A 21,768-nucleotide genomic window follows, 5' to 3' on the forward strand; every position below is an offset into this window, starting at 1 on the left:
GACGGGGCGGGCGCGGTCACGACAGGAACTCGAGCACCAGGTCGGCCACGAGGCGCGGACGCTCGATGTGGACGAAGTGCCCGGTGTCGGCGAGGGGGACGAAGCGGGCACCCGGCGGCAGGAAGGGCTCCACGTCGGCCGGGACCGTCCCCCAGCCCATCTCCTCGGTCACCAGGCCGAGGACGCCGAGGAAGGGCACGCCGAGGCCGGCCATGCGGAACAGGGCCCACTCGGGGCGCCAGGGGCCGAAGCCGCCGAACCGCAGGGCGGGATCGATCTTCCACCGCCAGCCGTCGGGATCGTGGCGTGCCCCGATCGTGACCAGGTACCGCAGCCAGTCGAGGGAGAGCCGGGGGTTCATGCGCGCCCGCCGTCGGGCCAGCTCGTCGATCGTGCCCGGCTTGCGCATGGCCTCGCGGGCGCGGCGGCGATGGTCGAGCCACCCCTCGAGCTCGGACGCCAGCAGGCGGGTGCGCTCCCGGTCGGCCACGTCGGGCTGGTGGCGCCGCGACGGCAGGCCGTCGAGGTTCACGACCGCCCGCACCCGGTGCGGGCACGACTCGGCCAGCTGCATCATCAGCCCGCCGCCCTTGGAGTGCCCGAGCACGGGGGCGGACGCGGCCCCGGTGGAGTCGAGCACCGCGACCGCGTCGCGCACGTCGGCCTCCCACGAGTAGAGGGCCGCGTGCTCGGAGTCGCCGTGACCCCGCTGGTCCCACGACACGACCCGCCAGCCGCCGTCGGCGAGGAGCGGGGCGAACACGTCGAACGTGCCGGCGAAGTCGAACCCGCCGTGGGCCACCAGCAGCACGGGGGCTGCCTCGTCGCCCCACTCGTGCACCGCGAGCCCGAGGCCTCCCAGGTCGACGCGGCGGGAGCGGTCGGGTCGGCGGGCTCCGGGGAAGGTGACGACCTCGTCGTCGATGACGGTCACGCCGGCGAGGATAGGGGCCGGGCGACCGGCTCAGGTGACCATTCAGGTGACCATGTCAGGTGACCTGCTGGTACGCCTGGCCCCACAGGTTGTCGTACCCGAGGTACCGGAGCCGGGCCGAGAGCCGCTCGATGGCGCCGGGGCCGCCGGCCGGGGCCGGGTCCGGGTCCGGGTCCGGAGCCTCGAGCAGCCGGTCGACGATGGCGTCGACGATCGGGTAGCCGCTGACGGCCGGGTCGTCCTCGTCGAGGAGGGCGGCGACGAGCTCGCGGTCGCGCTCGTCGGCCATGGTCGCGTGACGCCCCCGGCTGGCGTGGAAGCGCACCACGGCGGTCGCGAGGGCCCGCTCGGAGTAGGAGCGCCGGGCCCACACCACGTTCGGCCGGCCGGCCCCGGCCGGGGGGGCCTCGACGTCGGGGGCCACCGCCAGCCACGCCCAGCCCGAGAGGTCGCCCACGGCGTCGCGCACAATGCTGGGGGCCGGGCCGTCCCGCCAGGCCAGCCAGACCGTCTCCGGGTCGTCCCCCACCACCAGGCCCCGGTCCGGGAACGAGTCGGCCACCACCGCGCCCAGGCGGGCCCGGACCTCGTCGGGCGACGGCTTCCTGGCGGGTCGTGCCAGCCAGCGCACGGCCATGGTCAGGCCGCGTCGACGACCACGCTGCTGACGGCCTTGTCGTGCCAGGCCTGGCGCTTGGCGTCCCAGAGGGGCGACAGGTAGTCGATCAGCAGGGGGATCCCGCAGGGGATCGCAAGCAGGAGGATGACCAGGTAGCGCAGGAACCCCTTGCCCACCCCGATCGGGCCCCCGCCGGCGGCGTCGCGCACCTGGATCTTCATGATCATCTTGCCGACCGTCTGGCCCTTGGGGCCGCCGTTGAGGAGGGCGTAGTACAGCACGGGCACCACCAGCAGGATGAGGAACCAGATGCCGCTCACGCCCACGTTCACCGACACCTCGTCGGCGTTGTTCGTCTCGGTCTCGAACCCCCCGCCCAGGGCGACCAGCAGGTTCAGCGGGATCCCGATGATGAACCCGTCGAGGATGAGGGCGAGGGCCCGCTTGCCCCAGGTGGCCAGGGGCCGCCCGAAGTCGGAGACCGGGCCCGCCCCGTACGCCCCGTACGCGCCGTACCCGGCCGGCGGCGGACCGTAGCCGGCGGGAGGGGGGCCGTAGCCCGGCGGCGCGCCACCGCCGGGGGGTGGCGCCGCCCAGGGCCCCCCGGGCGCGGGCGCGGGAGCGGGCCCGGGTGGCGGAGGAGCCGCCCCGCTGGCCTGGGCGGCCGCCGCGGCGATCGAGTAGCGCCCGGTGGCGTCACGCACCAGGCCGAGCGCGGCCTCGTGCTGAGCGAGCGGCACCCACGCCGACCCGCCCACGGGCACCACCAGGCTGGCCGGCTCGAGGCTGCCCTCGTAGGCGAGGCGTCGCAGGCCGTCGTCGTCGACCGGCCCGGCGGTCTGGCCGCCCTGCGCGTAGTACCACTGGCCCATGGTCGCCCTTCAGCAGATCGCACCCTGTTCCACGGCGGGCGACACCGCGGCCGGCCCCCCGAGGATGTACAGGATGTCGTTGGGGTTCTCCGACAGGTAGCCGATGCCCTCGGCGAACAGGCGCACCGCCACCACCGGCGGGATGCAGGTGCCCGGCACGAGGAAGAGCGGCCCGCGGGGCGGGAAGCCGGCCAGCACCGTGCCGCCCAGCCCGTCGGGCCAGTTGAGCCCGGTGGTGATGATGGCGTTGCTCACCGAGCTGGGGCCCACCGGGTACACGTCGTAGGCGGCCACGTTGCGGGTGTAGAGGTCGGGGTCGCCGATGCGGATGAGCCGCTCGGCGGCAAAGCCCCGCAGCTGGGCCTCGATCGCCGGTGACACCTGGGCGGTCGAGCCGACGATGATGATGTCAACGGGCCGCAGCGCGTCGAGGAACGAGGCCACCGAGCCGGGCAGGGGACCGTCCGGCGGCACGAGGAGCATCGGGTCGTTCCAGAACGAGGCGATGCCTCCGGCGATCATGGCGTCGGCGAAGTCGTTGCCGGCGGCGATCCACATGGTGTCGTTGGCGTTCTCCTCGCCCGGGCCGAACTGGTCCTGCATGAGGATCACTGCGGTCTCGTAGCGGTCGGCCCCGTTGTAGCGGTACACGATGCCGTCGGTGTACACGCCCAGCTCGGCCAGCACGCTGTCGGCGATGGCGGCCGTGCCGCCGAGGGCCCGGATCTCCTGGGGTCGGAGCGAGGCCAGGGCCTCCCTGGTCGCCTGCGGCACCGAGTTCTTGGTGACGAGCAGGAGCGGGACCCGGTCGTTGGCGGCCGCGGGCCCGGCGGCGATGGCGTCGGCGTAGTTCTCGCCGGTGGCGACGTACACCGCGGAGGGGCGGCTCGCCCCGGGGTCGAACAGGAACGCGGAGATGCTCGCCGCCGTCGAGTAGCGGTCGGGCCCGGAGATCCGCGAGACGAACGTGGACGCGGCCACCTGGGCCCGGCCGTCGGGGGCCGGGGTGTCGGCCGCGGCCACCGCCGGGACCAGACCGGCCGCCAGCATCCCGGCCGCGATCACTGCCCGCAGCACGTGCTTCCTCGGGACCATGTGGCTCCCTCCTCGTCGGGTGGCTCCCTGGCTGTGTAGCAGGCCGGACCGTAGCCTGCCGGGCCGGTCTCGTGCCGGGACGCGCCGAGGGGGCGCCCCGTGGGGCGCCCCCTCGTGCGTCACACCTGAGGGATCAGGCGTTCGTTGCTATCAGGCGTTGCCCATCGTGGAGATGAGGAACAGCACCGGGGCCTGGGTGGCCGGCGTGATCTTGCTGAACAGCAGCATGATGCCGCCGGTGGGGCCGGAGCCCGACGGGCCGACGGAGTACTCGCCGCTGAACGCCTGGTTGGGGCCGAAGACCCCGATCGGGAGGTCGAGCGGGTAGTCGGTCTCAGCCTTGAAGTTGATGGTGAGACCACCCGGGAACGCCGAGCCGGCGACCGCGTTGAACACGATGCGGCCGGTGATGGACACGGCGTTCTGGGCCGGCGAGGTGCCGATCCCACGGCGGGTCACGGTGACCTCCACGAAGCCGGTCTCGGTGTTGTTGAGACCGATCCCACGGAAGTTGTTGATCACCGCAGTGGCGAAGCCGAACGCACCGGCGGGGAAGTAGCCGCCCCCGAAGGTGTAGCGGACCGTGTTGCTCGACGTGCTGCCCTGACCCAGCTGGGCGTAGGGCCAACCCGACGTGGCCGCGTTGTCCGGCAGCAGCGGGGCGACCACCGTGCCCAGAGCCATCTGCTGCTGGGGCGTGCTGATCGACTTGCCGTTGAACTGCGCCTCGTTGCCCGACAGCGACTGGAAGTACACCAGCGCACCACCGGCGTAGGTGGCACCACCGGCCGGGTTGGGCAGCACCGGAGCGAAACCCGCACCAGGAGGCCCGAAGGCGTCGATGCAGGTGAACCGGCTCTGGAACGGCGTCCACACCGAGCGGCTGTTGTTGTCGACCGGCGCGTTCAGCTTGTTCTGGTAGTCCACCGGCACCGACCGCATGAAGTCACCCGCAGCCGAGTACTCGGCGATGCGGGCCACACCCAGCAGACCGTCGCGGTACACGCAGATCTTCGGACCGACCGGCAGGCCAGCCGGGGTCGACTGGTTCAGGTCGACACCACCGCCATCGTTCGAGGCCGAGCCCGAAATGGCCAGGAAGCCGAAGCCGAGGTCGGTGAAGAAGATGTCGTTGACCGTGGCCGACGGGTTGATGTCGGTCGCACCGTTGTAGCGGACCAGATCCGAATCGATCTGAGCCGGCGCATACGTCCCACCCGACAACAGCGTGCCGATGGCCTGCTCGGTCCCGGCCGAGATCGCAGCCGTCCCACCGAACACATAGCCGAAGCCACCCTGGTTGCCCGTCGGGTTCTCCGACGTCGACGTCGGATCCGGATACAGATCAGCCAGATACGTGGCCACCGCGTTGGACAGACCCGACGCCGTCGCCGTACCCGGCTTCACCAACAGGATCGGCACGATCCCACCCGGCTGGAACGTCGACCCACCGATGAGCGTGTTCGGACCCCGAAGATCCCCACCCAGAGCACCATTGCGCTCGATCGGGGGAGCCTGACGGGTCGGCGCACTCACACCGGCCAGCCACACGTTGTCCACGAACGCCGCACCAGCCAGCGCGTCCACCGCGTCCGTACCGTCGTTGCGGTCCGAACGAGCGAACCCGAACAGCGTGCCCGTGTCACCGAACTGGACGCCGGCCAACACCGCGGCCACACCCACCGAGGTCGAGTAGCGGTCAGGGCCCGCCACCCGCAACACGTCAGGCGTGAAGTCCCCCGTCTCACCCGCAGCCGACACGGCCGCATCCAAGACATCCTGGGACACCGCAGCCTCACCACCCACGGTGATGATCGAACGCGGGTTCATCACCGTCAACGCCGCCAGCGTCGCCACCGGCAGCTCAGCGGAACGGGTCAACAGCACCGGCGAGCTGTACGCCGCCGCCACCGGCCCGATCGCCAACGCATCCGCACCCTTGGTGCCCTCAGCCAGGAACACCGCATCCGCGAACGTGTCGTCCGGAGTGTCATCACCCTCCAGAGCCCACGTCCCGTTGTCGTTCACCGTCGCGTCGTACACGTCGATGTCGGGCAACCCACCAGGAGCGCCACCCGGCGACTCGGCCTGGAACAACAACAGAGCAAGCTCCGCCGCCGTCGCATACCGATCCAGAGGGATGGTCACACCCGTGGCCGCCTCGATCGAGGCCTGCAGACCCGAACCGTCCACCCGAGCCACCGCGTTGGCGATGGCGTCGACCTCGGCCGCAGCCGTCACCGACACCGCCGCCTCGCCGCCCAGGATGACGGCGTTGAACGGCTTCTGGCAGTTGTCACGGATCGTCAACAACGCCGTACGGGTACGCGGGTTCAACACCGCACCCGGGTTCCCCCGAGCCGCGTCCGTCAACAGCACCAACGCATTGGTCACGTTGGTCAACACACCCGTGTCACCCAACGGCAGGTTGGTGATGCCCTTCACACCCGACGCCGCCAACGCATCAGCCGGATTGTCACCAGCCGCGATGTGGATCGTCTCCGGGCACGTCGACAACCCGTAGGTCTCCGTCGGCACGTTGTCGTTACCCCGGGCGTTGATGCCCAGCGTCACCTGCTCGAACGGATAGCCACTACCCTTGTTGAGGTTCAACGTCGTCACCATGGCGATCGACGCCGCTGTCTCGTAACGGTTGTCACCCTGCATCCGCAAGGTGTACGCCGTCGCACCGATGCTCGGACCGTCAGGCCAGAACGCCGGCGTGGGCACGTCCGCACCCGCAGGAGCCGCCAACGGGACCAAACCCGCCAACACTCCAGCAGACGCCAGACCACCCAGAAGCATCTTCCGCTTCCGCAAGTCTTTCTCCTCTTGTCGTAACAACACGGCACTGACGGGCCCACGACCGGCATGCGGTCTCGGACCCACCTGTGTAACTGCCCGGACACCCGGGTCGTGACACCTTAGCGTCGCAGACCCCCCTTGGGCGAGATCACCGCACGTGGGAGACGTCGCGACCGGGGCCGGTGAGGGCTCCGATAGCCTACGTCCCCTATGCGGATGCACCTTCTCGGCCGGCTCGCGACCCTCGTGCTCGGCGTGGCGCTCGTGGCCGCGGCGTGCAGCGGTGACGACGACGGCACCAGCGACACCACCGCCAGCCCGACGACCGTCCCCGCGTCCGACTTCGCCGACGCGCTGTGCACCGCCCTGCTCCCCCTCCCCGACCAGATGGCCGCCGTGACCGACGCCTCCGACCGGCCCCAGGGGACGGAGGAGGCCCGCACCGCGGTGCTGGCCCAGCTGGAGGACCTCCAGGCCACCGTGGTCGGCGTCGTCGAGCTGCTGGACGCCACCGGCCCGCCCGACGTGAACGGCGGCGCCGAGACCGCCGATCGGTACCGCCGGGCCTTCGAGAAGGCGCAGCGGCAGCTCCAGGACGTCTACGACTACATCGCCGCGCCGGAGCAGGCCACCGAGGAGGTCCTGTTCGAGTCGGGCGCGGTGATCGTGGTGATGCAGAGCGCGTTCCAGGTGCTCAACGGCGACCCAGCACCTATCCCGGCCGAGCTCAACGACGCCTTCAACGCCTCCGAGCCGTGCCAGGAGTTCGCGGCGGCCAGCGGTGCCCCGGAGGCCACTACCACCGAGGGCACCGACACCACCACGGGGAGCACCGGCCCCACGGCGCCCACCGACACGACGACGGCGGGCTGATCCGCGAGCCCGCCGGTACCCTCGGCGCGATGTCCGGACGGCTCTGCTTCCGCCAGCTGCTCTCGGGTCGCGACTTCGCCGTCGACGATCCCGTGGCCTGCCAGATGGTGAACTTCGCCTACCTCATCGGCGACCGGGAGACGGGCGACGCGCTCCTCGTCGACCCCGCCTACTCGGTGGGCGAGCTGCTCGACGCCGCCGGGGCCGAGGGGCTGCGGGTGACGGGCGTGCTGGCCACCCACTACCACCCCGACCACGTGGGGGGCTCGATGATGGGCCTCACCATCCAGGGCGTGCGCGACCTGCTGGAGATGCAGGGGGTGCGGATCCACGTGCAGGAGGCCGAGGCCGAGTGGGTGAAGCGCACCACCGGGGTCTCCGAGACCGACCTGGTGCGCCATGCGAGCGGCGACGTCGTGCTGGTGGGCGACGTGCCGGTGGAGCTCCTGCACACGCCGGGCCACACACCGGGGAGCCAGTGCTTCCTCGTCGACGGGCGCCTGGTGGCCGGCGACACGCTGTTCCTCGAGGGGTGCGGCCGCACGGACCTACCCGGGAGCGACCCGGAGCAGATGTGGCACAGCCTCAACCGCCTGGCCGCCCTGCCCGACGACGTCGTGGTGTACCCCGGCCACCGCTACTCCCTCGCCGGCTCGGCCACGATCGGCGCGACCAGAGAGATGAACATGGTGTTCAAGCCGACCACCAGGGAGGCCTGGCTCACCATGTTCGGCCGCTGAGCCCGGCGCTGGGGGCGCCGCAGGAGGTGCGGGCCCGGCTAGGGGCGCCGCAGGAGGTACGAGCCCGACCGGGTGAAGCCGTCGACCCGCCAGCCGTCGGCCATCGCCCCGCCGAGCACGTCACGCAGCGCGTGGCGCCACCGGCGGGCCAGCCGGGGGTCGGTCGAGCGCAGGGCGACGGCGTCGGGTGGGGTGGCGCAGGCAGTGCGCTCGGCCCCGGCGGAGCCGACGACCACCGGCTCGCCGTGGTCGTCGAGCAGGACGCACGCGGCACCCTCGGCCGACGGCCCTCCGGTGGTGACGGCCACCGCGGCGTCCACCCCGGACGACGCCAGCCACCACGCCACCTCGATGCGGTCGGTCTCGTCGCCGGCGTTGACGGCGTCGGGCATCGACCCGTAGAAGTCGACGTGGTACCGCTCGGCGGTCGCCCCGAGCCGGGTCAGGTTGAAGAAGGCGTTGCGGCGCACCAGCGGGTCGAAGGTCCACCGGATCACCTCCACGCCACGCTCGAGGGCCCAGGCCCGTTGGTGGAGCTTGATCGCCCGGCCGACGCCCCGCCCGGCCACGCCGGGCACCACCCCGGTGATGTGCGAGTGCAGGTGCAGCCGGCCGGCGTCGACGGCCCACCACGCCACCGACGCCCCCACGTCGAGGTCGCCGGCCCGGGCGAGGAACACGTAGGCGCCGGAGTGCTGCAGGGCGCGGAGCACGTTGCTCGGCAGCACCGACCGCTCGGGCGGGTTCCCCCAGATCTCGGTGAGCAGCCGCTCGGCCGCCGCCACGCCGGGCGGGTCGACCACCTCGACCATCGAGATGCGGGCCTGCGCCGCGGCCACCCGGGCCAGGGCCGCCGCCCGGCGGGGCGGCGACGTGCGCTCGGCCGGGACGGGATCCACGGCGGCGATCATGCCGTGCGGACCGGGCAGACTCGCGCCGTGCCCGACGTGGTGCTCCCGGTGCTCGACGAGGCGCTCGCCCTGCCGTGGGTGCTGGGGCGGATGCCCGACGGCTACCGGCCCATCGTGGTCGACAACGGCTCGACCGACGGGTCCGCCCAGGTGGCCCGGGCCCTGGGTGCCGAGGTCGTCGCCGAGCCCCGACGGGGGTTCGGGGCGGCGTGCTGGGCCGGCCTGCAGGCCGCCACCGCCCCCGTCGTGTGCTTCATGGACGCCGACGCGTCGCTCGACCCGGCCGACCTTCCCGCGGTCGCCGACCCGGTAGCCGCCGGCTGCGCCGACCTCGTGCTGGGCGCGCGGCTCGCCGACCGGGGGGCGTGGCCCACGCACGCCCGGCTGGCCAACCGGTACCTCGCCCGCACCGTCGCCCGCCGCACCGGTATCGCCCTCACCGACCTCGGGCCGATGCGGGCGGCGCAGCGCGAGGGGCTCCTCGCCCTGGGCATCGCCGACCGCCGCTCGGGCTGGCCGCTGGAGATGGTGCTGCGGGCGGCGCGGGCCGGCTGGCGCATCGGCGAGGTGGGCGTTCCCTACCGGGCCCGGGCGGGGCGCTCCAAGGTCACGGGCACCATCCGGGGGACGGCGCGCGCCGTGCAGGACATGCAGCGCCTGCTCCGGGAGGCATGACGTGCGGATCGTCGACGGCGGCCGACCTGCGCTCGCCGTGCTGGCCAAGCAGCCGTCGCCGGGACGGGTGAAGACGCGCCTCTGCCCGCCGTGCACGCCAGAGGAGGCGGCCGCGCTGGCCCGCGCCGCGCTGCTCGACACGCTCGACGCGGCGGCCGCCACCCCCGCCGGCCGCCACGTGGTGGTGCTCGACGGCGACGCCGACGGGTGGCTGCCGGCCGGCTTCGACGTGGTCCCCCAGCGATCCGGCGGCCTGGGCGAGCGCCTGGCCGGGGCCGTGGCCGACGTGGGCGCACCCCTGGTCGTGATCGCCATGGACACCCCGCAGGTGACTCCCACCCTCCTCGGGCACGCCCTGGCGGCGCTGTCGCGGCCCGGGGTCGACGCCGTGCTCGGGCCCGCCCACGACGGCGGGTACTGGGCGATCGGCCTCCGCCGGGCGGTGCCCGGCGTGTTCGACGGCGTGCCCATGAGCCGGCCCGACACCGGCACCGCCCAGCGCCGGCGGCTGGAGCAGCTCGGGCTGGGCGTCGCCGAGCTGCCGACGCTGCACGACGTCGACGACGTGCACGACCTCCGAGCCGTCGCGGCGGCCGCTCCGGGCACCCGGTTCGCCCGGATGGCCGCGGCCCTCGCCCCGCTCCTGGCCCGGAGGTGACCGCTCCACCGGCCGCCGCGCGGCGGGTCCGGCGTCACCACCGCACGGCGCTGGTGACCGGGGCGGCCGTCGCCGGGTGGGTGGCGCTGCTGGTGTTCGTCCGGCTGTGGGGCCTGGCGGTGGTCGAGCGGGCCGGGCGGACCTACGGGTTCTCGGCCGTGCCCCTCGTCGGCGAATGGGAGCCGCGCCGGTCGTGGGTGCTGGTGGTGCCGGCCGGGCTGGCGGCTGCGGCGGTGGCGTGGGGCCCGCCCGTCGGTCGCCGTCTGCGTTGGCGCCCACTGCTCGCGGTGGCGGCCGGCGCCCATGCCGCCTGGGTGCTGGCGCTGGGGGCCGTCGACGGGCGAGCCGGCCTCGAGGCCTCGCTGGGCTCCCGCTTCGACCACCTCGCCGCCGTCGCGCTGGTGGGCTCACCGGGCCGGTTCCTCCGAGGCTTCGTGGCGGCCCTGCCCGGCTACCCGACTCACGTGAAGAGCCACCCACCGGGGACGGTGCTGGTGCTGTGGGTGCTCGACCGCCTCGGGCTGGGCGGCACCGGGCCGGCGCTCGCGCTCGTGCTGGCCGGCGGGGCGCTGGCCGTCGTCGCCGCCCTGGTGGCGCTGCGCGAGCTGGCCGGCGAGGACGCCGCCCGGCGGGCGTCGCTGTTCGTCGCCCTGGCGCCGGCGGCCGTCTGGGCCACCAACGCCGACGCCCTCTACGCCGGCATGGGCGCGCTGGCCGTGGCCCTCGTGGTGGTGGCCACCGGGCGCGACGGGCGGCGCGCCGACGGCCTGGCCGCGGCCGGTGGCGCCGCCCTCGGCGCGGGCCTCCTCCTCTCCTACGGGCTGGCCCTCCTCGCCGTCCCGATCGCCGCGGTCACCGTGGCCCGGCGCCGGGTGCGGGCCCTCGCGGTGGCCGCGGTGGTCGCCGCCGCGGTGGTGGCCCTCCCCGCGGCCTGGGGCTTCTGGTGGCCCGACGGGCTCGCGGCGACGCGGGCCGAGTACGCCGACGGCCTGGCACGAGTGCGCCCCTACGGGTACTTCGTGGTCGCCAACCTGGCGGTGTTCGCACTGGCGATCGGGCCGGCGACGGCCGCCGCCCTGGCCCGCCTCCGTGACCGGGGTGCGTGGCTGCTGGTGGGCGGCACCCTCGTCGCCGTCGCCGTGGCCGACCTGTCCGGCCTGTCGAAGGGCGAGGTGGAGCGCATCTGGCAGCCCTTCGTGCCGTTGGTGATGGTGGCCTGCTGCGCGCTCCCCGGGCGCGGCGCCCGCTGGTGGCTGGCCGTGCAGCTCGCGTTGGGCGTGGCCCTGCAGGCCGCGCTCCGCTCGCCGTGGTAGGCACCCGGCCGTGAAGGTGCTCGTCACCGGCGGTGCGGGGTTCATCGGCAGCCACGTCGTCGACGAGCTGGTCGAGGCCGGTGCCGACGTCGTCGTGCTCGACTCGCTCGACCCGGCCGCCCACCGGGGCGAGCCCGACTACCTGCACCCCGCCGCAGACCACCGCCGCGCCGACCTCGCCGACGCCGGCGCCGTGGCCGACGCGGTCCGCGGGGTCGACGCGGTCTGCCACCAGGCGGCACGCGTCGGCCTGGGTCTCGACTTCGACGACGTCACCCGCTACGTCCACGACAACGACCTCGGCACCGCGGTGCTGCTGCGGGCCCTGTGGCGGGCCCGCTTCCGCGGGCGGCTGGTGGTCGCCTCGAGCATGGTCGTCTACGGCGAGGGCCGCTACCGCTGCGCCGATCACGGCGAGCGCCGGCCGGCCCCGCGCCTGGTGGCCGACCTCGAGGCCGGGCGGTTCGAGCCCAGGTGCCCCACCTGCGGGGCGTCGCTCGAGCCGATGGCCATCGCCGAGGACGCCGCCCTCGACCCCCGCAACGTGTACGCCGCCACCAAGGTGCACACCGAGCACCTGGCGTGGGTGTTCGGGCGCGAGGCCGGCGTGCCGGTGAGCGCGCTGCGCTACCACAACGTGTACGGGCCGCGGATGCCGAGGGACACCCCGTACGCCGGGGTGGCCAGCATCTTCCGCAGCGCCCTGGCCGCCGGCCGCAGCCCCCGGGTGTTCGAGGACGGCCGCCAGCGCCGCGACTTCGTGCACGTCGCCGACGTCGCCCACGCCAACGTGCTGGCCCTCACCGCCGAGCCGCCACCGACCGGGCCGTTCAACGTGGCCAGCGGCGCGCCGCACACCGTCGGGGAGATGGCCGAGGCCCTAGCCGGCGCGTTCGGGCCCGGTGCGCCGCCGCCGGTGGTCACCGGCGAGTACCGGCTGGGCGACGTCCGCCACGTGGTGGCCTCGCCCACCCGCGCCGCCGAGGTGCTCGGCTTCCGCGCCGGGGTGGGCTTCGACGAGGGGATGCGCCAGTTCGCCACCGCCCCCCTGCGCGACCCGGTGTAGGAGCCGGTCCGCCGCCGGCGAGGCGCACCGCCCGGCGGCGGCCCCAGCCGGGTTTCCCATCGCGCCCACGACGCCTCACCCGCCGCCAACGCGACCAGCAGCCCCGACCCCCGTTTCCCATCGCGCCCACGACGCCTCACCCGCCGCCCGCGCGACCAAGAACCCCGACGGCGTCAGGCGCCGATGGCCAGCGCCGCCCGCTCGCCCCGATCGAGCACGAACAGGCCGACCGCCAGCGCGACGTAGAGGCTGAAGCTCGAGCCGCCGCGGAGCCCCAACCAGCCGGGGTCACCCGAGGCCTGCACGAGCGAGAGCACGGCCAGCGCCGCGAACCCGGCGGTCGCGGCCAGCAGCAGGATCCGCGCCCCCACGACCACGGCCACGACGGCCAGGAACCCGAGCGCCAGTGTGACCAGGGCCCCGAGCGGGTTGAACGACACGGTGGCCAGCTCGAGCGACGGCCACCCCACCAGGGCCCCCCGGTCGTCGGTGAACCCGAGGCCCCACGCCTGCCAGAGGCCGAGGGCGCCCATCGCCAGGGCGAGGAGCGAGACCCAGAGCTGGGCCCGGCGGATGCGGTTCACGGCGGTCATCGCGACACCCTCCTCACGACGCCCTCAGCAGCAGCCGGTCGAGGGCCGAGCGGCGGGCCGCCCACACGGGCCGCAGCACGCCGTCGAGCCCGGCGACTCGCCCGGCAGCGGTGGCGAACACGGCGAGGTGGCCGAGGATCATCAGGTAGTACGCCCAGGGCCACTCGTCGGGCGCGTACAGCACCGACAGGGCGATCACCGACGACTGGAGCGCCCCCACCACCGCCCAGAACCGGGTGGCCAGGCCGAGGATCAGGAAGGCGCCCACCAGCGCCTCTGCCACCAGCACGGTCCAGCCGAAGATCCCGAAGTTGGGGAGCACCAGCTCGCGCACGACCCACTCGTAGGGGCCGAACACGGGATGGCTGACCGCGTACTCGGTGAAGCGGTAGAGCCCCCGGCCCGACGACTCCCCGAAGTCGGGCGGGCGCTTCCAGCCGGCCCCCGACAGCCAGAGCACACCCAGGCCGACGCGCAGCAGGAACACGAAGAACCGGCTGGCCCGGTCGGTCGGTGGCGCGTCGATGCCTGCACGGGCCATGGCCGGTGGGCCCGCGATCTGGGCCATGTCGCCTCCCTCGGTTTCGGACGGGTCGGACAGTCGAACAGTCGAATGGGTGGACGGGTGGACGGGTGGACGGGTGGACGGGTGGACGGGTGCCTGGGGGCCCGACCGGGCCCCGGTGGGTCACGCTCACCGGATGTTCAGCGTGGCGTCGTCTCCGGCCGGGCGTCCCTCGCTGAGCCTGATCATCGCCTCGGCCGGGATGCGCAGCGGATCGGTGGTGCGGGTGACCAGCAGGTCGGTGTCGAGCCGCCGCCCGTGCACCGTCGCCGCGAAGGGGCTCCAGAAGGCACCCTCGGCCGTGATCGTGAGCTCGGGCGGCAGCTCGGCCATCCCGACGGGCACACCGAGGTGGTTCGTCGAGGCCCGGCCCCGGCGGACGACCGGCCGGACCACGTGGTCCTCGTCGGGCACCCCGAGCTCGCGGTGGAGGGCGCAGAGCCGCTCCATGGCCCCCGGCTCGAGGGCCGCCGGCTCGGTGGTGGCGATCCGCACCCGGATGCCCCGCGCCACGATCCTCGGGACGGCCTCGACCACCCGGCGGAAGCTCTCGGGCCCCCGGAACAGGTCGTTGCGGTCGGGCTCGGCGGCGTCGAGCGAGATCTGCAGCGACACCGGCCGACCAGCGAACGCCGAGAGCCGCTCCAGCCGCTCGTCGCTGAAGTACGTGGCGTTGGTGAGGGCGACGACAGGGAGCACGTCGGCCATGCGGGCGAGCGTCTCGGGCAGGTACGCCAGGAGGAACGGCTCGCCCCCGGTGACGCCGAGCGCGCCGAACCCGAGGCCGGCGGCCTGCTCTGCCGCCCGGAGCAGCCGCTCGGCCCCCAGCTCGCGCCGGGCGACGCCTGGTGCCGACTCGGTGAGGCAGTACGTGCAGGCCAGGTTGCAGTGGTAGTTGGAGTACAGCCAGACCCGATCGCCGATCGCGCCGGCCGCCACGGCGTCGACGACGGCGGTCACGGCGGCGACCCCCCAGCGGCGAAACCCTCCCGGGCCAGGCGGGCCAGCGTGTCCGGCGCCGACGGCAGGTCGAGCGCCGTGCAGAAGCGGTTGAGGAGCATGGTGGCCGTGACCAGCAGCGTCAGCTCGACCACCTCGGCGTCGGTGCACCACCGCCGAACGGCTGCCGCGACGTCGTCGCCGACCGGGCCGGTGGCGGCCACCGCAGCCGCCCAGGCGAGCACCGCCCGCTCCCGCTCGTCGGCGAAGACGTCGACGAGGGGCGCCTCGCAGCGCAGCGCCCGGACCTCGTCGCGGTCGAGCCCGGTGTCGATCGCCACGACGGTGTGCGCGGCCACGCAATACCGGCACCCGAGGAGCGCGGAGACGTGGAGGATCACCAGCTCCTTGGTGCGGGCGTCGACGGCCGTCGGGCCCAGGGTGCGCCCCACGAAGGGGAGGGCCACCTCCATGAGCTCGGGCACCTGGGCCATCGCCGCGGCGATCACGCCGGGGTCACCGCCGGCGTAGAAGGGGCGGGCCAGCAGGGGCGCCTGGTCCGCGCCGATCAGCTCAACCCGTGCCACCAGGCCCCCCTCTGCTGCCGCGGTCCCGCGCCGACGGGACGCTACCGTCACCGGCCGTGCCCCGCCGGCCCCGCCCCCACCGTCTGGCCGTCGCCGCCGTGGCCGTGTTCGCCCTCGCGGCCACCGGGGCGAGCGGCTGCGCCGACGACGGCGCCGACGACGGCGCCGACGAACCCACCGGCGAGGTGCTGGTGGTCGCCCCCGACGTCGCCGCCCTGGTCGCGCTCCCCGACGGGGGGGTGCGGTACGGCGAGCGGCGCACCGGCCGCATCCTCGACGTCGCCCCCGACGGGGGTGAGCCGCAGGAGGTCGCCCGGGTCGAGGTGGGGGCCGACGGCCAGCGAGGGCTCGTGGGGCTGGCGGTCGACGCCGCCGGCCGCACCTTCGCCGCCTGGACCGGGCCGGACGGACGGCTCGTGGTGGGCCAGGTCGCGCCCGGGCCGGTCCGGCTCGTGTGGGAGGGGCCGGCCTCGACCGACCGTGCGACGGGGGGCCACGTCGTGGTCGATCCCGACGGGAACCTGGTCATCGGTGTCGGCGACCTGCTCGACCCCGCCGCCGCCGCCGACCCCGCCACCCCGAACGGAAAGCTGCTGCGCCTCGACCCCGACGGACCGCCCGGCCAGGCGCCGAGCGTGGTCTCGGCCGGGTGGAACAACCCGTACGCCTTCGCCTTCGCCCCCGGAGGCGCCCTGTGGGTCGCCGACAACTCGCCCGGCGACGAGCCCGAGCGGCTGGCCCGGGGTGACGTCGACGGACGGCCGACCTCGATCACCGACCTGCCGCCCGGCACGGCGCCGTCGGGCCTGGCCGCGCCGGCCGACGACGAGCTGCTGGTGTGCGGGTACGTGAGCGGCACGCTCACCCGCTGGGCCGTCGACGCCGACGGCTCGGCCGAGCCGGACGCCACGCTGGCGTCGGACTGCCGCATCGGCGCCGTGGTGCTGGCCGACGGGAGCGTCGCGTACTCGACCGAGGACGCCATCGCCGTCGTGGCCGGCGACCAGGGCGTTCAGTAGGAGACCGACGCGGCCGCGCCCTCGGCGGTCATGAACTCGACCAGGCCCGGCCCGCCTCCCATCGCTGCGCCGGGAACGAGCTCGGAGGTGTCGAGCTCGCGGACCTTGGCGCAGGGGGTGCACACCAGGAGCGCGCCGCCCTCTTCGCCGAAGATGGCGACCAGCTCGGCGAGCGGCGGGAGCCCGTCGGCATGGACGCCGTCGGCACCTCCGGGCACCGCGAACCGCACGGCGTCGTTGCTCACGAAGACCATCGTCTCCTTGCCCGACGCCAGCGCGGCGTTGGCGACCACGAAGGCGATGGTCGCCCGGTCGGGGTCTTCGGCGCCGCGGGTCAGGTTCACGAGGAATCGCGTGGACATGGTGATGGCCCTCCTTGGGGGATCGAGCCTCGAAGGGGCCCGGCGGTGCCCGATCCTGCTACGGAGCCGGCTCCCCGGCTGGATCACCGGCGCCCGGCGCGGCAGCCTCGTGACCGTGCTCCCGACCGACGAGGCGACGGCGCGGGCCGCGCCCCTGCGGGTGGGGCCCCTCGACGTGTGGCCCCCCGTCGTGCTCGCACCGATGGCGGGCGTCACCGACGCCGCGTTCCGCCGCGTCTGCCGGCGGTTCGGCGGCGGGCTCCACGTGAGCGAGATGGTGAACGCCCGCGGCCTGGTCGAGGGCGGCACCCGCTCGTGGGAGCTGGCGGCGTTCGACCCCGACGAGACCCCCCGGAGCATCCAGCTCTACGGCACGGACCCCGCGACGGTGGGCGCCGCGGTCGCCCGGCTGGTGGGCGAGGGCCGCGTCGACCACGTCGACCTGAACGTCGGCTGCCCCGCGCGCAAGGTGACCCGCCACGGTGGGGGCGCGGGCCTGGCGGCCCGGCCACGGCTGCTGGCCGCGCTGGTCGCCGCGGCCGTGCGGGCCGCCGGCCCAGTGCCCGTCACCGTGAAGATGCGCCTGGGCCTCGACGCCGAGCGCCTGACCTACCTGGAGGCGGGCCGGGTGGCCGAGGACCAGGGCGCCGCCGGCGTGGCCCTCCACGCCCGCACCGCCGAGCAGCACTACGCGGGCGCGGCCGACTGGGCGGCGATCGGCCGGCTGAAGACAGAGGTGCGGACGATCCCCGTCCTCGGCAACGGCGACGTGTGGACGGCGGCCGACGCGCTCCGGATGATCGCCGAGACCGGATGCGACGGGGTGGTCGTGGGGCGCGCCTGCCTCGGGCGGCCGTGGCTGTTCGGCGAGCTCGACGCCGCCTTCGCCGGCCGACCGATCCCGGCCCCGCCACCATTGGGCCTGGTGGTCGACACCGTGGCGGAGCACGCCGGCCTCCTCGTCCAGCGGCTGGGCGAGGCGCGCGGGCTCCGCGACCTCCGCAAGCACCTCGGCTGGTACCTCGCGGGCTACCCCGTCGGCGGGGACGCACGCCGGGCGCTCATGGGGGCGACCTCGCTGGCCGGGCTGCGGCGCCTGCTCGACGGGCTCGACCGGACCGTGCTGGCGCCGCCCGGCTCGGAGCGGCTGCCCCGCGGCCGCCAGGACGGCCCGCACCGCGTGGTGCTGCCCGAGGGCTGGCTCGACCCGCTGGCCGACGGGCCGCCGCCGGCCGGCTCGGAGCGGGCCGTGAGCGGCGGGTGACGGCCACGGACGCGATCGGCCGGGCCGCGCACCTGCCCCCGCTGGTGCTGGCCTCCGCCTCCCCCCGCCGGGCCGAGCTGCTGCGGCTGCTCGGCGCGCGCTTCGTCACCCGGACGCCCGACGTCGACGAGGCACCCGTCCCCGGCGAGGACCCGGTCGCCCACGTGCGCCGGCTTGCCGCGGAGAAGGCGAGGGCCGTGGCCCGCCCCGGCGAGCTGATCGTCGCCGCCGACACCACCGTCGCCCTCGACGGCGAGCCCCTCGGCAAGCCCCGCGACGACGCCGATGCCCGCGCCGTGCTGCGGCGCCTGTCGGGCCGCTCCCACCTGGTGCACACCGCGGTGGCGGTGCGCCACCACGGCACCCCGGTGACGGCCACGGCCGTGGGCGTGGCCACCAGCGAGGTGGCCTTCACCCCCCTCTCCGAGAGCGCCATCGAGTGGTACGTCGCCACCGGCGAGCCGTCCGACAAGGCCGGCGGGTACGGGGTGCAGGGTGCCGGGGGGCTCTTCGTGGCGTCGATCAGCGGCAGCCCCACCAACGTGATCGGGCTGCCCCTCCCGCTGCTGGCCGCGCTGCTCTCGGAGGTGGGTGCCGACCTGCTCGCCTACTGCCGGCCCCGCTGAGCCCGGCCCCCGCCGGCGAACCCCGCCGACGGCCCCCGCCGACGCCCCCCCGGCACCCCCCGGCCGACGCCCCCGGCGTTCTGCGTCCCCGAGGTGCCGCAAACGGGGCCGATCGGGACGCAGAACCGTGGGGGACGTACGCCGGAGCCGGACGATCAGGGAAGCCAGGGGTGGTGCCAGCCGGCGAACCCCGCGGTGAGCCGATCGGCCTCGACGGGCCCCCACGACCCCGGGGCGTACGGGTGCACGGGGGGTGGCGAGTCGAGAAGGGGCTGCACGATCCGCCACGTCTCCTCCACGGTGTCCTCGCGGGCGAAGTTCTCCGGGTTGCCGGCCAGCGCCGCGCCCAGCAGCACCTGGTAGGCGGTCGGCAGCTCCGACGTCCGATCGCCCCACACCGTGTCGAGGTGGTACTCCTGCGGCACGACCGTCCGGGGGTCCATGCCCTGGAGCGTGAGGCGGGTGCCCGGTGAGGGGTCGATCCGCAGCACGAGGTGGTTGGCCCCCGGCCGAGGGTGCCCCCGGGGCCGGAAGCCGAGCCGCGGAGGGTGCCGGAACACGATCCGCACCTCGGTCGCGCGCGTGGCCAGGGACTTGCCGGCCCGGATGAAGAACGGCACGCCCGACCACCGCCAGTTGTCGATCTCGAGCCTGAGGGCGACGAAGGTCTCGGTGGTGGATCCGGGGGCCACGCCGGCCACGTCGAGGTAGCCCTGGTACTGCCCCCGCACGTAGTGCTGCGGGTCGGCCTCGTCCATGGCGCGGAACACGTCGGCCTTCCGGTTGCGCAGCGTGTCGGGGTCGTGCCCCTGCGGCGCCTCCATGGCGACGAAGGCCAGCACCTGGAGCAGGTGGTTCTGGACGACGTCGCGGAGGGCTCCCACGGGGTCGTAGAAGTGGCCGCGGTCGGCGACCCCGAAGTCCTCGGCCATGGTGATCTGCACCGCCTGCACGTGGTCGCGGTTCCACACCGGCTCGAGGACCTCGTTGGCGAACCGCAGCAAGAGGATGTCGTCGACCGGCATCTTCCCCAGGAAGTGGTCGATCCGGTAGAGCTGGTCCTCGTCGACGAGGGCGTGCAGCTGGGCGTCGAGCGCCCGGGCGGAGGCGAGGTCGTGCCCGAAGGGCTTCTCGACGACGACGCGGGCCGACGCCGTGAGGCCGGCGTCGTGCAGCCCCTCCACCACCATCCCGAACAGCGACGGAGGCACCTGCAGGTAGAACACGGGCAGCCGGCAGCCGGCCAGCGCCTCGCCGACCCGCTGGTACGTCGCCGGGTCGCCGAAGTCGCCCTGGACGTAGCGCAGCTTGGCCAGCAGCCGCTCGACCACCTTGTGCTCGGGGTGCGGCTCGCCGGCGGCGATCGACTCGTGCGCCCGCTCGCGGAGCTCGTCGTCGGTCCAGGGGTCGACCGCCACCCCGACGACGAGCGCCGGCAGGCGGTTCACCCGCTCCAGCCGGTAGAGGGCGTCGAAGGTCATCTTCTTGGCCAGGTCGCCCGAGATGCCGAAGCTGACGAGGGCGTCGGCCGTGGGCCCCGAGAGGGGCGGGGTCGTGTCGGTCGACGGGTCGATCGTGGCCACCGGCGTCTCCTCGGTCGGGTCCGGGGCAGGCTACGGCAGCGGGCCGCGACGCTGCGGGGCCGAGCAGACTGCGGCAGCGGGCCGCGACGCTGCGGGGCCGAGCAGACTGCGGCCGTGCTCCTCGCGGACCTGGTCGCCACCTCCGACGCCGTGGCCGCCACCCGATCCCGATCGGCCAAGGTGGCCGCCCTGGCCGAGCTGCTCCGGCTCCTCCCACCGGCCCAGGTGGCGCCGGCGGTCGGGATCCTCACCGGCAACCCGCGCCAGGGGCGGGTCGGGGTCGGCTGGGCGACGCTCGGCGGGCTCGACGTGCCCGCCGCGTCTGCACCGTCGCTGACCGTGGGCGACCTCGACCGCGCCCTCGACGAGATCGAGGCGACCACGGGGCCCCGGTCGGTCGAGCGCCGGCAGGCCGTGCTGCACGCGCTGCTGGCCGGGGCGACCGCGGCCGAGGCGCGCTTCGTGCGCCGGCTGCTCGTGGGCGAGCTCCGGCAGGGAGCGCTCGAAGGGCTGATGGCCGACGCCGTCGCCCGGGCCGCCGACGTGCCGCTGCCGCTGGTGCGCCGCGCCGCCATGCTCACCGGCGACCTCGGGCGCACCGCCGTGCTGGCGCTGGGCATGGGCGCGTCCGGGTTGTCCGACGTGGGGCTCGAGCTGCTCCGCCCGGTGCAGCCGATGCTGGCGGCCACCGCCCCCGACGTGGCCGGGGCCCTGGCCGACACCGGCCTCGCCTCGGTGGAGTGGAAGCTCGACGGGGCCCGGATCCAGGTGCACCGGGCCGGCGAGCAGGTCCGCGTCTTCACCCGCAACCTGAACGACGTGACCGACCGGCTCCCGGCGGTGGCCGCCGCGGTGCGGGCCCTGCCCGCCGACCGCCTGGTGCTCGACGGCGAGGCCATCGGCATCGACGACGAGGCCCGGCCGCGCCGCTTCCAGGACACCATGAGCACCTTCGGGCGCGACGAGGGCGACACCGCCGGCGGGCTGCGGGCCTTCTTCTTCGATGTGCTCCACGCCGACGGCAGCGACCTGGTCGACGCGCCGCTGCGCGAACGCCTCGCGGTGCTCGACGACGTGGCCGGAGGCCTCCGCGTGCCCTCGATCGAGACCGCCGACGCCGAGGTGGCGGCGGCGTTCCTCGGTGACGCGCTGGCACGGGGCCACGAGGGCGTGATGGTGAAGGGGCTCGACGCGAGCTACGACGCGGGGCGGCGAGGGGGCGCCTGGCGCAAGGTGAAGCCCGTCCGCACCCTCGACCTGGTGGTGCTGGCCGCCGAGTGGGGCCACGGCCGCCGCACCGGCTGGCTCTCCAACCTCCACCTCGGGGCCCGCGACCCGTCCGACGGGTCGTTCGTCATGGTGGGGAAGACCTTCAAGGGCCTCACCGACGCCCTGCTCACCTGGCAGACCGAGCACCTCCTCCGGCTCCGGATCGCCACCGACGGCCACACCGTGCACGTGCGGCCCGAGCTGGTGGTCGAGACGGCCCTCGACGGCGTGCAGGTGTCGCGCCGCTACCCGGGAGGGGTCGCGCTGCGCTTCGCCCGGGTGCGCTGCTACCGGACCGACAAGGCCGCGGCCGACGCCGACACCATCGACGCCGTCCGGGCCCTGCTCGCCGGCGTCGACAGTCACTGAGCGTGGTCGCTACGCTACGCGCAGGGACGGT

The 21,768-nt window shown here is 74.8% G+C and carries 21 protein-coding genes and 1 pseudogene; 9 read left to right on the forward strand and 13 right to left on the reverse strand.

All coding sequences use genetic code 11. The annotated features are described in order from the left end of the window. Positions 1 to 16: 16 nt before the first annotated feature. From IPM45_09205 to IPM45_09225, 5 genes are all read right to left on the reverse strand, one after another. Positions 17 to 946: an alpha/beta hydrolase gene (locus tag IPM45_09205; protein MBK9179730.1), complete on the reverse strand. Its 930-nt coding sequence runs from the start codon at positions 944 to 946 to the stop codon at positions 17 to 19. A 43-nt stretch (positions 947 to 989) separates the two neighbouring features. After that, positions 990 to 1,571, reverse strand: a complete 582-nt coding sequence (locus tag IPM45_09210; GenBank protein MBK9179731.1) for a hypothetical protein — start codon at positions 1,569 to 1,571, stop codon at positions 990 to 992. Positions 1,572 to 1,573: 2 nt separating this feature from the next. Next, on the reverse strand, positions 1,574 to 2,425 hold the full coding sequence (locus IPM45_09215; protein ID MBK9179732.1) for an RDD family protein: 852 nt from the start codon (positions 2,423 to 2,425) through the stop codon (positions 1,574 to 1,576). Positions 2,426 to 2,434: 9 nt separating this feature from the next. Further along, on the reverse strand, positions 2,435 to 3,520 hold the full coding sequence (locus tag IPM45_09220; GenBank protein MBK9179733.1) for a cell wall-binding repeat-containing protein: 1,086 nt from the start codon (positions 3,518 to 3,520) through the stop codon (positions 2,435 to 2,437). A 150-nt stretch (positions 3,521 to 3,670) separates the two neighbouring features. Further along, the gene (locus IPM45_09225; GenBank protein ID MBK9179734.1) at positions 3,671 to 6,250 is read right to left on the reverse strand and encodes a cell wall-binding repeat-containing protein; all 2,580 of its coding nucleotides are present in this window, start codon (positions 6,248 to 6,250) and stop codon (positions 3,671 to 3,673) included. A gap of 291 nt (positions 6,251 to 6,541) precedes the next feature. Between IPM45_09225 and IPM45_09230 the strand changes: the two genes are divergently transcribed. Then, positions 6,542 to 7,198 carry a hypothetical protein gene (locus tag IPM45_09230; protein ID MBK9179735.1) on the forward strand — a complete coding sequence of 219 codons (657 nt, stop codon included), beginning with the start codon at positions 6,542 to 6,544 and terminating at the stop codon, positions 7,196 to 7,198. A 29-nt stretch (positions 7,199 to 7,227) separates the two neighbouring features. Further along, complete coding sequence (locus IPM45_09235) at positions 7,228 to 7,938, forward strand: MBL fold metallo-hydrolase (protein ID MBK9179736.1); 711 nt, start codon at positions 7,228 to 7,230, stop codon at positions 7,936 to 7,938. A 38-nt stretch (positions 7,939 to 7,976) separates the two neighbouring features. Here the strand turns inward: IPM45_09235 and IPM45_09240 are convergent, their stop codons facing one another. Further along, the gene (locus IPM45_09240) at positions 7,977 to 8,837 is read right to left on the reverse strand and encodes a GNAT family N-acetyltransferase (GenBank protein MBK9179737.1); all 861 of its coding nucleotides are present in this window, start codon (positions 8,835 to 8,837) and stop codon (positions 7,977 to 7,979) included. A gap of 39 nt (positions 8,838 to 8,876) precedes the next feature. Between IPM45_09240 and IPM45_09245 the strand changes: the two genes are divergently transcribed. Both IPM45_09245 and IPM45_09250 read left to right on the forward strand, forming a co-directional pair. Beyond that, entirely contained in the window at positions 8,877 to 9,524 is a 648-nt protein-coding gene (locus IPM45_09245) for a glycosyltransferase family 2 protein (protein MBK9179738.1), read from the forward strand. Between the two features lie 7 nt (positions 9,525 to 9,531). Beyond that, on the forward strand, positions 9,532 to 10,182 hold the full coding sequence (locus IPM45_09250; protein ID MBK9179739.1) for a TIGR04282 family arsenosugar biosynthesis glycosyltransferase: 651 nt from the start codon (positions 9,532 to 9,534) through the stop codon (positions 10,180 to 10,182). A 162-nt stretch (positions 10,183 to 10,344) separates the two neighbouring features. On the opposite strand, the pseudogene IPM45_09255 reads toward IPM45_09250, so the two are convergent. Beyond that, a pseudogene (locus IPM45_09255) lies at positions 10,345 to 10,425 on the reverse strand (polymer-forming cytoskeletal protein). 1,080 nt (positions 10,426 to 11,505) lie between these two features. On the opposite strand from IPM45_09255, the gene IPM45_09260 reads away from it, so the two are divergent. Further along, positions 11,506 to 12,561: an NAD-dependent epimerase/dehydratase family protein gene (locus IPM45_09260; GenBank protein MBK9179740.1), complete on the forward strand. Its 1,056-nt coding sequence runs from the start codon at positions 11,506 to 11,508 to the stop codon at positions 12,559 to 12,561. A 173-nt stretch (positions 12,562 to 12,734) separates the two neighbouring features. Here the strand turns inward: IPM45_09260 and IPM45_09265 are convergent, their stop codons facing one another. The 4 genes from IPM45_09265 to IPM45_09280 all read right to left on the reverse strand — a co-directional run bounded on the left by IPM45_09265 (position 12,735) and on the right by IPM45_09280 (position 15,245). Next, on the reverse strand, positions 12,735 to 13,154 hold the full coding sequence (locus tag IPM45_09265; GenBank protein MBK9179741.1) for a hypothetical protein: 420 nt from the start codon (positions 13,152 to 13,154) through the stop codon (positions 12,735 to 12,737). 13 nt (positions 13,155 to 13,167) lie between these two features. After that, positions 13,168 to 13,695, reverse strand: coding sequence for a TQO small subunit DoxD (locus IPM45_09270; GenBank protein MBK9179742.1), 528 nt, complete (start codon positions 13,693 to 13,695; stop codon positions 13,168 to 13,170). Between the two features lie 153 nt (positions 13,696 to 13,848). Then, positions 13,849 to 14,679 (reverse strand): radical SAM protein, encoded by an 831-nt coding sequence (locus IPM45_09275; GenBank protein ID MBK9179743.1) that lies wholly within the window; start codon positions 14,677 to 14,679, stop codon positions 13,849 to 13,851. Then, a complete protein-coding gene (locus IPM45_09280) occupies positions 14,676 to 15,245 on the reverse strand; it encodes a carboxymuconolactone decarboxylase family protein (protein ID MBK9179744.1) in 570 nt (189 codons plus the stop codon). Before IPM45_09280 ends, IPM45_09275 begins: the two co-directional genes overlap by 4 nt. A 56-nt stretch (positions 15,246 to 15,301) precedes the next feature. On the opposite strand from IPM45_09280, the gene IPM45_09285 reads away from it, so the two are divergent. Beyond that, positions 15,302 to 16,264 carry a PQQ-dependent sugar dehydrogenase gene (locus IPM45_09285; GenBank protein ID MBK9179745.1) on the forward strand — a complete coding sequence of 321 codons (963 nt, stop codon included), beginning with the start codon at positions 15,302 to 15,304 and terminating at the stop codon, positions 16,262 to 16,264. Here IPM45_09285 and IPM45_09290 read toward each other — a convergent pair. Then, positions 16,258 to 16,626 carry a DsrE family protein gene (locus IPM45_09290; protein MBK9179746.1) on the reverse strand — a complete coding sequence of 123 codons (369 nt, stop codon included), beginning with the start codon at positions 16,624 to 16,626 and terminating at the stop codon, positions 16,258 to 16,260. The genes IPM45_09285 and IPM45_09290 overlap by 7 nt on opposite strands. Before the next feature lie 4 nt (positions 16,627 to 16,630). Between IPM45_09290 and dusB the strand changes: the two genes are divergently transcribed. Further along, a complete protein-coding gene (gene dusB, locus IPM45_09295; GenBank protein ID MBK9179747.1) occupies positions 16,631 to 17,890 on the forward strand; it encodes a tRNA dihydrouridine synthase DusB in 1,260 nt (419 codons plus the stop codon). Between the two features lie 32 nt (positions 17,891 to 17,922). Then, entirely contained in the window at positions 17,923 to 18,516 is a 594-nt protein-coding gene (gene maf / locus IPM45_09300) for a septum formation protein Maf (protein MBK9179748.1), read from the forward strand. 155 nt (positions 18,517 to 18,671) lie between these two features. Here the strand turns inward: maf and zwf are convergent, their stop codons facing one another. Beyond that, on the reverse strand, positions 18,672 to 20,090 hold the full coding sequence (gene zwf / locus IPM45_09305; GenBank protein MBK9179749.1) for a glucose-6-phosphate dehydrogenase: 1,419 nt from the start codon (positions 20,088 to 20,090) through the stop codon (positions 18,672 to 18,674). Positions 20,091 to 20,213: 123 nt separating this feature from the next. Here zwf and IPM45_09310 point away from each other — a divergent pair, with 123 nt between their 5' ends. Further along, on the forward strand, positions 20,214 to 21,737 hold the full coding sequence (locus IPM45_09310) for an ATP-dependent DNA ligase (GenBank protein ID MBK9179750.1): 1,524 nt from the start codon (positions 20,214 to 20,216) through the stop codon (positions 21,735 to 21,737). Positions 21,738 to 21,768: the final 31 nt, after the last annotated feature.

Source organism: Acidimicrobiales bacterium (genome assembly GCA_016716005.1).
In the GTDB taxonomy this organism is placed as follows: Bacteria; Actinomycetota; Acidimicrobiia; order Acidimicrobiales; family JADJXE01; genus JADJXE01.

What these genes read in the sequence shown, in the direction of transcription:
- IPM45_09210 (MBK9179731.1), bottom strand. Translation starts at nt 1,571, where the DNA reads ATGGCCGTGCGCTGGCTGGCACGACCCGCCAGGAAGCCGTCGCCCGAC.
- IPM45_09215 (MBK9179732.1), bottom strand. Translation starts at nt 2,425, where the DNA reads ATGGGCCAGTGGTACTACGCGCAGGGCGGCCAGACCGCCGGGCCGGTC.
- IPM45_09220 (MBK9179733.1), bottom strand. Translation starts at nt 3,520, where the DNA reads ATGGTCCCGAGGAAGCACGTGCTGCGGGCAGTGATCGCGGCCGGGATG.
- IPM45_09230 (MBK9179735.1), top strand. Translation starts at nt 6,542, where the DNA reads ATGCACCTTCTCGGCCGGCTCGCGACCCTCGTGCTCGGCGTGGCGCTC.
- IPM45_09235 (MBK9179736.1), top strand. Translation starts at nt 7,228, where the DNA reads ATGTCCGGACGGCTCTGCTTCCGCCAGCTGCTCTCGGGTCGCGACTTC.
- IPM45_09265 (MBK9179741.1), bottom strand. Translation starts at nt 13,154, where the DNA reads ATGACCGCCGTGAACCGCATCCGCCGGGCCCAGCTCTGGGTCTCGCTC.
- IPM45_09270 (MBK9179742.1), bottom strand. Translation starts at nt 13,695, where the DNA reads ATGGCCCGTGCAGGCATCGACGCGCCACCGACCGACCGGGCCAGCCGG.
- IPM45_09290 (MBK9179746.1), bottom strand. Translation starts at nt 16,626, where the DNA reads ATGTCCACGCGATTCCTCGTGAACCTGACCCGCGGCGCCGAAGACCCC.
- dusB (MBK9179747.1), top strand. Translation starts at nt 16,631, where the DNA reads ATGGCCCTCCTTGGGGGATCGAGCCTCGAAGGGGCCCGGCGGTGCCCG.